This window comes from Rhodococcus sp. EPR-157 (assembly GCF_001647195.1).
Lineage (GTDB): Bacteria > Actinomycetota > Actinomycetes > Mycobacteriales > Mycobacteriaceae > Rhodococcoides.
Genome location: NZ_LVCV01000442.1, coordinates 1 through 12,063, shown reverse-complemented (window position 1 = coordinate 12,063; position 12,063 = coordinate 1). Strand labels below are relative to the sequence as shown.

Sequence of the window (12,063 nt, the reverse complement as noted above, 5' to 3'; positions counted from 1 at the left end):
CGACGCTCGGGAACACCGTGTCGATGTTCGTCTGGTCGATCGTGGGCTGCGTGCTGCTGCTGAGAAGGGGTAGACGTGCCGACGCCGTGGTGGTGGCGGGTGCGATGTCGACCGCCTGGGGTGCGATGAGCCTGGCGAAGCTGATCTTCGGGCGCGCACGGCCACCGATACCGGACCGATTGGTCGAGATCTCGTCCCACTCGTTTCCGTCGGGCCATGCCACGATGTCCGCGGTGCTGGCCACGGTGGCGATCGCGATGATGCTGCGATCGACCACCCCGTGGCTGCGTCGTCCCGTTGTGCTTGCACTACCTGTTGCGTCGAGCCTGGCGATCGGGTTTTCTCGGATCTACCTGGGCGCGCATTGGACTACGGATGTGCTTGCGGGCTGGGCGTTCGGGACCCTGTGGGCACTGCTGTGGATCTATGCGAGCGGAGCGATCAGCGCGAGAAATCGGATCGCTGCGCGATGACGAGGAGTTCGTCGCGCATCGAGGGGCTGCTGACGGCGTGCGCGCGGGCGTAGAGGGCGCGGAGGGAACGAGCGTGGTTGCGACGGGTACGGATCTGCGAAACGAGCTTCATGGCCTTGCTTTCGTATATCAATGGTTTCGTGTAACTGACATAACCCATCGTCCACGTTAACTCTGTGTAACTCAACCGATTCAGTGGTGAGTTTCCGCACGTCAGCGGCACATTCAGTGACGGCGCTTACGTTCCCTGGGGCAGCGTGACGGCGAGCACGCTCAGTCGAGGCCACGCTGGGCGGTTTTACTCCCACGTCTGGCCGCAGCGCGCTGGACGAGGAACAGTACGAAGCCGACCGTGCCGACGCCGATGCCCGCCAGGCACACGGGCAGAGCGGACGACCCCCGATCGCCGACGATCAGCACGACGACCGTTGCCGCCACCCACAGTGCAATTCCGAGGGCGATGACGGGCGCCGGGTCGGTCAGCCTGCGGCTGAGCTCGGTCGGTTCCGGCTCTCGCTCCACGAAATGTAGGTTACCCCTATGCCTTTCCAGTCCCGGCTCCTGGACAACTATTTCAAGATCACCGAACGAGGATCCACCGTCGCGTCCGAGGTGCGTGGCGGCGTCGTCACCTTCGTGGCGATGGCGTACATCGTGGTGCTCAACCCGCTCATCCTGGGCAGCTTCTCCGCCGACGACGCAGCGGCCAAGACCGACGTTCTCGGCAACATCCTTCCCGTGGCACAAGTTGCGGCGGTGACGGCATTGGTCGCCGGCTTCATGAGCATCCTGTTCGGAATCGTGGCCAACTACCCGTTCGGCATCGCCGCGGGTCTCGGGATCAACACGCTGCTCGCCGTGACGATCGCCCCTCAGGTGACGTGGCCAGAAGCGATGGGCTTGGTGGTCATCGACGGCATCATCATCGTTTTGCTGGCCGTGACCGGTTTCCGGACTGCCGTGTTCAACGCGATTCCGTCCGAGCTCAAAGCGGCTATCGCCGCGGGTATCGGAGCCTTCATCGCCTTCATCGGACTCGTCGACTCCGGCTTCGTGCGGAGAATCCCCGACGCCGCGGGCACGACAGTCCCCGTCGGACTCGGTATCGACGGATCCATCGCGTCGTGGCCGACGGCCGTGTTCGTTTTCGGCCTGCTGCTGATGGGAATCCTCGTCGCCCGGAAGGTGCGGGGCGGTTTGCTGATCGGAATCGTGACGACCACGCTCGTGGCGGCGATCGTCGAAGCCTTCACCGACGTCGGCCCGTCGAACGGGGTCGATCCGAAGGGGTGGAATCTGAGCGTGCCGATCCTGCCGGAGCAGTTGTTGCGGGTTCCGGATCTGTCGCTCGTCGGTGAAGTGAACCTACTCGGAGCATTCACCCGTATCGGTGTGCTCGCAGCGAGCCTTCTCGTGTTCACGCTCGTGTTGGCCAACTTCTTCGATGCCATGGGCACGATGACCGGGTTGGGCAAGGAAGCCAAGCTGGTCGATTCGAAGGGCACGTTGCCCGGAATCGGCAAGGCGCTCGTGATCGAAGGGACCGGCGCGATCGCCGGTGGCGGGGCGTCGGCGTCGTCGAACACTGTCTTCGTCGAGTCGGCATCGGGAATCGCCGAGGGTGCACGAACCGGTTTGGCCAACGTTGTCACCGGAATTCTCTTTCTCGCCGCGATGTTCCTGACGCCGTTGACTGCCATCGTTCCGATCGAAGCTGCCGCTCCGGCCCTGGTCGTCGTGGGTGCGTTGATGATCGGTCAGGTCCGCGACATCGACTTCACGAAGTTCGAGATCGCTCTGCCGGCGTTCCTGACGATCCTGGTGATGCCGTTCACGTACTCCATCGCAAACGGTATCGGCGTCGGGTTCATCACCTGGGTCGTGCTCGCTGCCGGGCGGGGCAAGATCAAATCGGTACATCCCTTGCTTTGGATCGTCGCATTGCTCTTCGTGGCGTATTTTTCGCTCGGACCGATCACCGAGGCGGTTACCTGAGCTGATTCGTTCCGCTAGGCGTAGTCTCTGCGCTGTGACGTCGGGAAATAGCGTTAAGGACAACCGTGAATTGGCTAGCGATCTGTCGCTTGCCGTGGTGCGTTTGACTCGCCACCTGAGGGGGAGGCGGGTCGATTCGCAGGTGTCGCTGACTCAGCTGTCGGCTCTTGCGACGCTGAGCCGTGAGGGCGATATGACGCCCGGAGCGCTTGCCGCTCGTGAGCGCGTGCAACCGCCCTCGATGACGCGGGTCATCGCATCGTTGGCCGAGTTGGGGCTGGTCGTGCGTACGGCTCACCCGACCGACGGCCGCCAGGTCATCGTGTCGCTGTCCGCAGCAGGACATACGTTGATCGCGGACGAGGCCAGTGCCCGCGAGGCATGGATGACTGCGCAGCTGGCGGGGTTGAACGAGGATCAGCTCACCATCCTGCGCGAGGCAGTCGGGATCATCAGCGCGCTCGTGAACGACTCGGAGTAGTTACCTAGGGTTACTATTAGGTACGTGCCCACGATCTTTGCTGCGCTACACACGCGCAACTACCGATTGTGGGCGTCGGGGCAGATCGTCTCGCTCATCGGTACCTGGATGCAGCGCGTCGCGCAGGATTGGCTTGTTCTGACGCTGTCCGGGGGCAACGGGTTCGCCGTCGGTATCGTCATGGCGCTCCAGTTCGGGCCGACGCTGATTCTGTCGGTGTGGGGCGGTGTACTCGCCGATAGGTACGACAAACGCAAGCTCCTGATGATCACCCAGGTCTTCGCAGCAGTGTGCGGTCTCGTTCTCGGCGTGCTCGATGTCGGTAACGTCGTCGAACTGTGGCACGTCTATGTCATCGCGTTCATCCTCGGTTGTTCGTCGGCCATCGACGCCCCGGTACGCCAGTCCTTCACCATCGAAATGGTCGGTCAGAAGACGCTGGCCAACGCAATCGCATTGAACTCCATGACGTTCAACATGGCGCGCATCATCGGCCCTGCGATCTCGGGTGTGCTGATCACGTTCGTCGGTACCGGCTGGGTGTTCCTGATCAACGCTGTGTCGTTCGCCGCGGTGTTCGCTGCTCTGGTGGCCATGCGGGCGAAAGACCTCTACGCCGTCGAGCGGGCACCGCGCGCCAAGGGACAGGTCCGCGCTGGATTCGCCTATGTGTGGGGAAGACCGGATCTCCGAGTGATGCTCGCGACGATCTTCATGGTGTCGACGTTCGGCCTGAACTTTCCGCTGAGTCTGGCAGTGCTGGCACGCAACACCTTCGGCAGTGGCGCCGACGCGTACGGGCTGCTGTCGACGACGCTTGCTGTCGGCACCCTGCTGGGTGCGACGCTCGCCGCCCGCCGGGCCACCCCGCCGAGGCTACGACTGTTCATCGGTGCCGTGCTCGCCTTCGGAGTCTTCGAGCTGCTCGTCGGGCTGATGCCGAACTACATTCTCGTTGCGCTGCTGCTGATCCCGACTGGTGCACTCAACCTGACGTTCTCGACGTCGGCGATGAACATCCTGCAGATGTCCGTGCCCTCGGACATGCGCGGCCGGGTGATGGGCATCTACATGCTGTGCTTCCTCGGTGGAACACCGATCGGCAGCCCGGTGCTCGGCTGGCTCGCTGACGTCGTCGATCCGCGGGCGCCGTTGGTCGTGGGCGGCGTGGTGTCGGTGGCATCGGGACTGTTCGCGGCGGTGTATCTGCTGCGGCACAACAATCTCCGGGTCAGGGTGTCCCGCCCCGCGAGCGGGCGTCGGCTACCTGCATTGGCTGTGCATCAGATCCAGCCGTGACGACGCGCGATCGACGACGCCTCGTGGCGGTTGGCCGCGCCGAGCTTCGCGGCTGCCGAGGACAGGTAGTTTCTGGTCGTGCCCGGGGAGAGGTGTGCACGAGCAGCGATCTCGGCGACGGTTGCGCCGTCGGCGGCGAATTCGAGTACGTCGGACTCCCTCGGGGTCAACGGCGAGTCCCCGGCCCCGATTGCCTCCGCGGCGAGGGTGGGATCGACGTAGCGTCCGCCGCCGTGCACGGTGCGTACGACCTCGGCGAGCGTCGCTGCCGACGTGGTCTTCGGGAGGAAACCGCGAACACCGGCCGACAACGCCTTCTTCAGGTACCCGGGACGACCGTGACTGGTGACGATGATCGATGCGCACGACGGGACTGCCACGGCGATCTCGGGGGCCGCCTCGATGCCGTCGATGCCACCCATCTGCAGATCGAGAACAGCGACGTCGGGGGCGAATTCCGTCGCGGCGGTGACAGCACCTTCGCCGGATTCGGTTTGTGCCACTATCTCGATGTCGTCCTCCAGCGCCAGCATCGTCGCGAGCGCCGTACGGATCAGATTCTCGTCGTCGGCAAGGAGTACTCGAATCATGATGCCACCCTAGGTGTGAAGGTCGCAGTCACGGTGAATTCGTCCGAATCACCGGTCGTGTCGAGGGTTCCGCCGACGGCTGCCAGGCGTTCGGCCAGTCCCGCGAGACCGGTCCCGTCCGTCGACGTCGATGTGCGCGGACGGTTGTTGGTTATTCGGAGCGAATCGTGTGTCACCTCGATGCGGCAACGTGTGGCCTCGGAGTGCCTGAGGATGTTGGTGGCGCCCTCACGCACGACCCACGCGGCAGCTTCGGCGAACTCGGGTGCCACTGATTCGGCTGCGCCACGAACTTCGGTATCGATGCCCGCGGCGCTCAGCAGTGACGCGGCACCACCGAGTTCTGCTTCGAGGTCGATCGACCGGTACCCGCGAACAAGCTGACGTGCCTCGGCCATCGACTGCTGTGCCAGTTCACGAACCTCGTCCATCTGAGCCGCCGCTCGGTCGTCCCCCCGGCGTGAGAGCATCGCCGCCAGTTCGCTTTTCACTGCGACGGCCGACAGCGCCCGGCCCACCACGTCATGCAGGTCCCGTGAAAACCTCAGTCGCTCTTCGGCTACCGACAATTGCGCTGCGGCGTGACGGGAACCGTCCAGCTCGGTCACGATGCGCAGCAACCAGATCGACAGTCGCGCAGTCGCAGACATGAACATCACGGCGACGAAAGCCGACACCGCCCCGGGTAGCCCGAAGCGAGTCATCGACGTCGCCGCACTCAGTGCGATCGCAAGTACGAGTGTCCATCCAGGCGAGAGGAGGACGCACACGGGGATCGATCCGACCAGCAGCGCCCAGAGCGGAACCGCGGCAGTCCCGGTCACGCCGGCGAGGATTGCGGCCCCGACGCTCACCGCAACAGGGATGCGGATGCTCCCGGAACCGGTTCCGCCGATTCGTGGTAGCCGCAGCAGCACGAGCACCGCCGCCACGGCGGAGACACTCAGTGCTACCGCAGACAGCCAGGCAGCGTTCGAGATCGACTCGATCAATCCGGGAATCGTGAAGGCAACGACGATTCCCACGAACGACTGTCGGGTGTACAGCCGCACCTTGTCGACCTCCGAGGTGTCCCGCCACGTGGTGCGGGGGTCGAGATAGCGCCTCAGTTCCATGTACTCCACATTTCCACAGCCGACTTGCGTCAGCACTACGCGCGCGGCTCCCAGCGGAAGTGGGTCTTGGCGATCAGGATCGAACCGACGATCCATGCCGCGATGACGAGCAATGGCTGAAGGGCGGGGGAGAAGGTCGCGGCGAAGGAGAGTGAACTCGTCGTCGGATCCGTCGTACCGATCCAGCCGAGATCGATCAGGTCCAGGACCGCCGCGATCGGAGTCAGGTCGATGATCGGGGCGAGGGAGTCGGGCACGATGTCGCGCATGAAGGACGTGCCCGCCATCGCGAGCAGAATGATGGGCAAGCTGGTGATCTGCGCGGCTTCGGCATTTCTGGTGAACGTCGACGTGATCAGGGCGAGCGCCGCGAACATCGCAGCGCCTCCACCGAGAGCGGCGACGAGTAGCAAGGGATTCACCGGCAGATTGCCACTGAGAGCGAGGACGATACCGGCGACGACGATCGTGAGCAGCGCTGTCAACGCGAACGACGGTATCGCAGGGCCGAGGAGAATCTGATTGTCGGTCGCTTCACCGGTACGAAGTCGCTTGAGTACCAACTCGTCCCGTCTCGTCGCGTAGGACGACAACAGGTTGTAGTACACCAGAAACACCAGCAGGAAGAGGGCGAATACCTCGAGCGCCGAGGACACGATGGCGTCGGGCAGGGCGCCGTCTTCGCGCCCGATGAACAGGAACACCACCGGGAACAGAAGTGGCATGACGAGCGCGTTGAACAGCAGTACGCGGTTGCGGACCAGCAGAGTGAATTCCGCTCGGGACAGTGTGGCCATGGTGCTCATGCTGCGATCTCCTTGCGGTCGTCGAATTCGTCTGCGATGGAGAGGAATACGGCCTCGAGTGACGCGGCCCGAGCGTCGAGGCCGTCGATTCGGACGCCTGTTCGCTGAGCCCACACGAGCAGTTCGGTCAACGTGTCCTGCAATTCGGACGTGACGACGACGAGCTTTCCGTCTTCGATGTTCATGCGAGCAGACATCAGTTCCGGCAGTGGTACAGAGGGCAGTTCGAGATGGATGGTCGCCGGGTGATCGCCGACCACTTCGGCGACGGTTCCACTTCGCACGACGCGCCCTTTGTGCATGATCGCCAGACGGTCGCAGAGTCGCTCGGCTTCGTCGAGGTAGTGCGTCGTCAACATGATCGTGACACCCGACTTTCGCAGCTCCTCGATCAGTGTCCACGTGTTGCGACGACTTTCGGGGTCGAGACCCGTGGTCGGTTCGTCCAGGAACAGCACGCGTGGCCGGCCGATTATCGCGCACGCCAGATCCAGGCGGCGTTGCTCGCCACCGGACAGGAACTTGACCCTCGTGTCGGCGCGATCAGCGAGGTCGACGCGGTCGAGCACATCCATAGCCGACAGCGGGTTGCTGCAGGTGCCCGCCCACATGTCGAGGCTTTCGAGCGCGGTCAGGTCGGACGGCAATCCGCCCCTCTGCAGCATGATCCCGAGATTCGGACGTACGTCACGCCGATCCCGAATCGGATCCATGCCCATGATCGACACGGTTCCCTCACTGGGGCTCGAAAGCCCCTGTATCACTTCGAGAGTCGACGTCTTACCGGCTCCGTTGGTGCCGAGGAGTCCGAACAGCTCACCCTCCTGAACCGAAAGGTCGAGCCCGCTCACCGCTTCGAATGCGGACTTGCCGCTTCCGTATCGACGGGTCATGCCCGTCACCTCGATGATGCTCATCGCTTCTTCCATTCGCGCAGTCCCAGCACGAACCGACCGGCCATGAACACGACCGCGAGCCCAGCGACGATGAGTGCGGGCAACTGTGGTCCGACGAGTGCGAACACGGCCCCGAGCAATGCCAGCGTGATGACGATGACAACGATCTCCCGCGCCATCGTCGGAGCGGGTCCGAGCTCCATCATGTCGGTGAACAGGTTTCCTTCGTCCGGTTGTCTCATGCGTCCAAGCTTCGCCGGATCGCGTGTCCACCAGTAGTGCGCGGCGTCATCGGCTGCGGTGACAGAGTCATGGTCGGGGCATGACAAATGTCAGCCTCTGTGGCTGGGGTGACCGAATGAGCCGTTCGGTCCCGGATCGCCTGGCTGCGCAGGTTGCAGCGAGGGCACCGGTTGCAACCTGCGCGTGGGCTGGAAGGTGCGCGTTCACGCGTGGTAGTGACCGAATGAGTCGTTCGGTCACTGGGCTGGGCGAGCTCGCGGTCTAGAAAGCCCAACCCATGACCGAGGCCCGGTCGGTCGCGAAGGCGATGTCGACGGTGTGGAGTGCCTCCGGATCGAGGGTCCACAGCCTCGACGCGGCGGCAAAACGCGTTGCACGGTGTGTGCCGAAGTACATCGACGACAGGACGTCGAGTCCGACCCTCGCATCCGGTGCAGCGTCGGTGCGCGTGACCGTCGCTGCGCCCGCGGAGATCGTCACGTCGAAGGTGCCGCCCGCGTCGAGGAACGGGTCTTCCACCTCGAGGACGAACTGGGCGTCGACGCCGTAGGTGCGTGCTTCCAATGCTGCCTTGACGTCCATGATTCGGCACCACAGTGCATCGTGAAGGCCGGTGATCTTGGGCAGACGATTGTTCGTAAGCAGGAAGGGAAGCGCCTCGTCCGGGGCTTGGCTGACCTCGATGGTGTCGACGAGATCGATCCCCGCGAGTACTTGCCACATCTCGGCGTATGCCTGATCGGTGACGGCGATGAACTCCTGAACGACGACCTTGCTCTCGGTGGGACTCCGACGATATGCGACGTATCCGTCGGCGTGCGCGATGAAGAACAGCTCGGTCAGTCCATGCCTACGGTTCTCCCGGTCGGCGAAGAATCGCTCCCATCGAATCGGCGGCTTCGGCTGTGCCCCAGCCGTTTTGCGCTGCCAGCGATGGTAGATTTCGGGAAGCAGTGTCGAGGCTTCCGTCGACTCGATCAGACGGACGCCGGTGACGGCTGGAACCGACTCGTGGAACTGCGCGAATCTGCGGTCGAGCACGATTGCGTGTTCCTCCGTCGCCGGGCCGTACCCGAATCGGCGGTAGATCGTCGCTTCACTCGCAGTCAGGAGCGACAGTGGAGCCCCCGCAGCATCGAGTTTGCGGTGTTGTTCGGTGAACATGCGGCGGAGAATGCCGCGCCTGCGGTGGGTCGGCGCGACCGACACCCACGACACACCCGACGCTTCCACCTGTTCGCCGCCGGGGACCGTCACGGACATCGGGAAATGCATGGCGACGCCGACGGGCGTGCTTCCATCCCATGCCATGACAACGTGCTCGGAGCTCGTCAGAATCTGAGTCTCGGCGAGGTCCTCGGAATTTTGGTGCTCACCGAACGCGTGGGCGTCGAGAAGTGCGACTGCATCCCAGTCTTCGTCGGTGGCCGTTCTGATATTGATCGTGTCTTCGGTAGTCATCGCAGTCGAGCTTTTCACACAGGTGCCAAGATGGACACGTGGTACACGTAATCGACATCGAAAACTCCGCCGATCCCAGGCTGGACGACTTTCGCGACCTCAACTCGTCCGATCGCCGTCCCGACCTACCCGACGGAAAGGGCTTGGTGATCGCCGAAGGTGTTCTGGTGGCGGAGCGCTTGCTCTCATCGAGGTTCGCACCGATCAGTCTGCTCGGGGTCGACCGTCGACTGCAGGAACTCGGTGATTGCCTCGACGGCGTCGACGTCCCGTTCTATCGGGCGACCGCGGAGGTCATGGCCGAAGTTATCGGGTTCCACCTCAATCGAGGGGTGCTCGCCGCGGCGCATCGCCCGCCGGAATTGGACCTCGCCGAAGTATTGGCGGGTGCACGAACTGTCGTGGTGCTGGAAGGCGTCAACGACCACGAGAATCTCGGGTCGATGTTCCGTAACGCGGCCGGACTCGGCGCGGATGCGGTGCTCTTCGGCGCGGCATGCGCTGATCCGCTGTATCGACGCGCGGTGCGGGTGTCGATGGGGCACGTACTGCGGGTTCCGTTCGCACGTGTTCCCGACTGGCCGAGGGGACTGAACATACTGCGAGAGAATGGTTTTCAGACCATCTCGCTGACGCCCAACCCGTCGGCGATACCGCTCGCCGAGGCGATGACGGGCGAGAAGGTGGCGCTTCTACTCGGAGCCGAAGGACCAGGACTGACCGAACACGCCATGCGCGCCACAGACGTTCGCGCGCGTATCCCGATGGCGCCGGGAACGGATTCACTCAATGTCGCCACCGCCGCAGCAATGGCGTTCTACGAGCGCGTGCGCGTGCAGACACCCGGACAGGCTCCACTCCTGTGAACCGGGTCGTTCCCGCAGGCTCCACTCCTGTGAACCGGGTCGTTCCCGCAGGCTCCACTCCTGCCCCCCGGGTCGTTCCGGCAGGCTCCACTCCTGCCCCCGACTGCGAGGTCTTCTTCACCGGAATCCCCGTCGCGGCGTTTTGTGCAGTTCTCGTCGGCGCAGCGCTCACCGCGTTCGGCCGTGAACTGGCGGACATCAACGTTCTTCTTGCGATCGGGATCAACCTGATCGTCGTCGGTGGAGCAGCGCCGACGGTGCTGAGGTGGCGTGCGACGCCGGTATGGAGATGGCCGGTGTACGGGGCGTGCGTCGGAGCTGTGATCAGCTTTGTGGTTCTGGGGATTTCCGTCGTAGCCAGCGCATGAATTTCTTTTCCTCGGGAGCCGACTGAGGTTCCATCGCCCTGGGCTGAGGTTGCTGACCCGGTTCGTACATGGTGAACCCACACACCGGCAACGATCCCGCGTCGAACTCGTCGCCACGCGGCACGCCCGTGTAGCGGAACCCCAGCCACTCTGCGTTGGCGGTCTCGGCGAATTCCTGCGGGTGAAAAGGCAGAGACTGTGGGTCCGGCATGACATCAGGTGGGTAGATCAGTGGACGTTCGCCGGCCCAGAACGGACGCTCCCAGACGAGTGGAAGTCCGACGTCCTCGTAGATGTAGATAGGTGTCGCGCTGAACGACCTGCGGAGCGTGCCACGTTCCCAGTAGGCGAACGCGCCCCATGCCGTCGTCGGATCGGTCGCCACGAGATAGGTGCGCTCCGACGCCAGCGGCCGGGTCCAGAATTCGGGAATGAGCGACGGTTTCGCGATGGACAGGTTGTTACCGCAGATGACGGTGGCTCCGGGATAGCACCCGATGAACACCTCGTCAGGCGAGACACCCGCCGACCGTGTGATCGGTCCTTCGCCTTTCGGTACAGCGATGTTGTCGGGGAACAGTCTCCCCACCAGGGCTGTAGCGGCTTCCCAGTCCGACGACGTCGTTTCCCGCAACAGCGAGATCGGATCGGGTGCGTCGATGTACCAGATGGTCGATGCTTTGGCCCCCACTCCAGGCACCCTTCTCGATCGGTGTCAGCCGACCATGTTCAGTTGTGCCCGCTGCTGCGGACACCCAGCAGAACATCTTCCCACGACGGCATCGCGGGTTTGCCCTTCTTGTCCTTTTTGGGTGCGGGTGCGGAGTCGTGCTTGCGTTCGTGCACAGCAGATGGGGCGTCTTCTTCGATTTCGATGTCGGCATCGATTTCGCTGTCCGCCGTCGTGCCGTAGTAGTCGTCGAACGACTGCTGAGATTCTTCGGGGGCTACCTCGAGCGCGCGAACCGGTGCGAGGCCGCGGAGCTGACGTCCGAAGTCCGGATCGACCAATTCTGCTGCGGCATCGTCCAGCGCAGTGATGGTTCCACCGTGACCGTCGGGAAGGAACTGCCAGTGAGCTTTGTTGGTGGTGCGTCCGGCCTGCCATTTCAGCTGGGCGACCCACTTGTTGTCCTCGTCGCGCCACGCGTCCCACGTGGCCTCGTCGAGATGGTGGCCACGCGCTCGGAAGGCGAGGGCGACGATTTCTGCGAGAGTCTGCACTGCCGGACCGTCGTGACGCATCGGGTGACCGGCCTGGGCCATCGACGCGGCCTGCGATCGTTCCAGCAACACCGGATGCGCGAACACCTCGACGCGGCTCAGCGCCATCCCGGAGTCGTTGGCAACCTGCTCGACGGTGGCGCCGGCTCGGATCCGAGCCTGGATCTCCTTGGGGCGAAGCAAACTGTCCATTTCGATCTCAATCTGTCCTAGTCGAGCGATGTCGCCGCGGGAGGCCGCGCGGAG

The 12,063-nt window shown here is 63.8% G+C and carries 16 protein-coding genes; 6 read left to right on the top strand and 10 right to left on the bottom strand.

Annotated features, from left to right (window positions below; genetic code table 11):
- A partial coding sequence (locus A2J03_RS30080) for a phosphatase PAP2 family protein (RefSeq protein WP_082897971.1) occupies positions 1–473 on the top strand: 473 nt, incomplete at its 5' end.
- Here A2J03_RS30080 and A2J03_RS30630 read toward each other — a convergent pair.
- Positions 442–585, bottom strand: a complete 144-nt coding sequence (locus tag A2J03_RS30630) for a hypothetical protein (RefSeq protein ID WP_156520484.1) — start codon at positions 583–585, stop codon at positions 442–444. The two genes, A2J03_RS30080 and A2J03_RS30630, sit on opposite strands and share 32 nt — an antisense overlap.
- A 161-nt stretch (positions 586–746) precedes the next feature.
- Positions 747–995 (bottom strand): DUF2530 domain-containing protein, encoded by a 249-nt coding sequence (locus A2J03_RS20595; protein WP_068377741.1) that lies wholly within the window; start codon positions 993–995, stop codon positions 747–749.
- An 18-nt stretch (positions 996–1,013) separates the two neighbouring features.
- Here A2J03_RS20595 and A2J03_RS20590 point away from each other — a divergent pair, with 18 nt between their 5' ends.
- The 3 genes from A2J03_RS20590 (at position 1,014) to A2J03_RS20580 (ending at position 4,248) form a co-directional block, all read left to right on the top strand.
- On the top strand, positions 1,014–2,468 hold the full coding sequence (locus A2J03_RS20590; RefSeq protein WP_068377738.1) for an NCS2 family permease: 1,455 nt from the start codon (positions 1,014–1,016) through the stop codon (positions 2,466–2,468).
- 70 nt (positions 2,469–2,538) lie between these two features.
- Positions 2,539–2,949: a MarR family winged helix-turn-helix transcriptional regulator gene (locus A2J03_RS20585; RefSeq protein WP_197480885.1), complete on the top strand. Its 411-nt coding sequence runs from the start codon at positions 2,539–2,541 to the stop codon at positions 2,947–2,949.
- A 33-nt stretch (positions 2,950–2,982) separates the two neighbouring features.
- Entirely contained in the window at positions 2,983–4,248 is a 1,266-nt protein-coding gene (locus tag A2J03_RS20580) for an MFS transporter (protein ID WP_156520485.1), read from the top strand.
- On the opposite strand, the gene A2J03_RS20575 is transcribed toward A2J03_RS20580, so the two are convergent.
- The 6 genes from A2J03_RS20575 to A2J03_RS20550 form a co-directional block, all read right to left on the bottom strand.
- Positions 4,233–4,838 (bottom strand): response regulator transcription factor, encoded by a 606-nt coding sequence (locus A2J03_RS20575; RefSeq protein ID WP_068377732.1) that lies wholly within the window; start codon positions 4,836–4,838, stop codon positions 4,233–4,235. The two genes, A2J03_RS20580 and A2J03_RS20575, sit on opposite strands and share 16 nt — an antisense overlap.
- Positions 4,835–5,953, bottom strand: a complete 1,119-nt coding sequence (locus A2J03_RS20570) for a sensor histidine kinase (RefSeq protein WP_068377748.1) — start codon at positions 5,951–5,953, stop codon at positions 4,835–4,837. Before A2J03_RS20570 ends, A2J03_RS20575 begins: the two co-directional genes overlap by 4 nt.
- A gap of 35 nt (positions 5,954–5,988) precedes the next feature.
- Positions 5,989–6,759 carry an ABC transporter permease gene (locus A2J03_RS20565; RefSeq protein WP_068377730.1) on the bottom strand — a complete coding sequence of 257 codons (771 nt, stop codon included), beginning with the start codon at positions 6,757–6,759 and terminating at the stop codon, positions 5,989–5,991.
- Entirely contained in the window at positions 6,756–7,676 is a 921-nt protein-coding gene (locus A2J03_RS20560) for an ABC transporter ATP-binding protein (RefSeq protein ID WP_068377744.1), read from the bottom strand. Before A2J03_RS20560 ends, A2J03_RS20565 begins: the two co-directional genes overlap by 4 nt.
- A complete protein-coding gene (locus A2J03_RS20555; protein WP_082897970.1) occupies positions 7,673–7,897 on the bottom strand; it encodes a hypothetical protein in 225 nt (74 codons plus the stop codon). Before A2J03_RS20555 ends, A2J03_RS20560 begins: the two co-directional genes overlap by 4 nt.
- Before the next feature lie 262 nt (positions 7,898–8,159).
- Positions 8,160–9,359, bottom strand: a complete 1,200-nt coding sequence (locus A2J03_RS20550; protein ID WP_068377728.1) for a GNAT family N-acetyltransferase — start codon at positions 9,357–9,359, stop codon at positions 8,160–8,162.
- A 38-nt stretch (positions 9,360–9,397) separates the two neighbouring features.
- Between A2J03_RS20550 and A2J03_RS20545 the strand changes: the two genes are divergently transcribed.
- Positions 9,398–10,225 (top strand): TrmH family RNA methyltransferase, encoded by an 828-nt coding sequence (locus A2J03_RS20545; RefSeq protein WP_068377726.1) that lies wholly within the window; start codon positions 9,398–9,400, stop codon positions 10,223–10,225.
- Positions 10,222–10,593, top strand: a complete 372-nt coding sequence (locus A2J03_RS20540; protein ID WP_442971385.1) for a DUF2537 domain-containing protein — start codon at positions 10,222–10,224, stop codon at positions 10,591–10,593. Before A2J03_RS20545 ends, A2J03_RS20540 begins: the two co-directional genes overlap by 4 nt.
- Here A2J03_RS20540 and A2J03_RS20535 read toward each other — a convergent pair.
- Complete coding sequence (locus A2J03_RS20535) at positions 10,550–11,284, bottom strand: DUF6928 family protein (protein WP_068377724.1); 735 nt, start codon at positions 11,282–11,284, stop codon at positions 10,550–10,552. The genes A2J03_RS20540 and A2J03_RS20535 overlap by 44 nt on opposite strands.
- Positions 11,285–11,322: 38 nt before the next feature.
- Positions 11,323–12,063: septation protein SepH (gene sepH, locus A2J03_RS20530; RefSeq protein ID WP_068377722.1), on the bottom strand; the 741-nt coding region annotated here is incomplete at its 5' end.

What these genes read in the sequence shown, in the direction of transcription:
- A2J03_RS30630 (WP_156520484.1), bottom strand. Translation starts at nt 585, where the DNA reads ATGAAGCTCGTTTCGCAGATCCGTACCCGTCGCAACCACGCTCGTTCC.
- A2J03_RS20590 (WP_068377738.1), top strand. Translation starts at nt 1,014, where the DNA reads ATGCCTTTCCAGTCCCGGCTCCTGGACAACTATTTCAAGATCACCGAA.
- A2J03_RS20575 (WP_068377732.1), bottom strand. Translation starts at nt 4,838, where the DNA reads ATGATTCGAGTACTCCTTGCCGACGACGAGAATCTGATCCGTACGGCG.
- A2J03_RS20570 (WP_068377748.1), bottom strand. Translation starts at nt 5,953, where the DNA reads ATGGAACTGAGGCGCTATCTCGACCCCCGCACCACGTGGCGGGACACC.
- A2J03_RS20565 (WP_068377730.1), bottom strand. Translation starts at nt 6,759, where the DNA reads ATGAGCACCATGGCCACACTGTCCCGAGCGGAATTCACTCTGCTGGTC.
- A2J03_RS20560 (WP_068377744.1), bottom strand. Translation starts at nt 7,676, where the DNA reads ATGAGCATCATCGAGGTGACGGGCATGACCCGTCGATACGGAAGCGGC.
- A2J03_RS20555 (WP_082897970.1), bottom strand. Translation starts at nt 7,897, where the DNA reads ATGAGACAACCGGACGAAGGAAACCTGTTCACCGACATGATGGAGCTC.
- A2J03_RS20550 (WP_068377728.1), bottom strand. Translation starts at nt 9,359, where the DNA reads ATGACTACCGAAGACACGATCAATATCAGAACGGCCACCGACGAAGAC.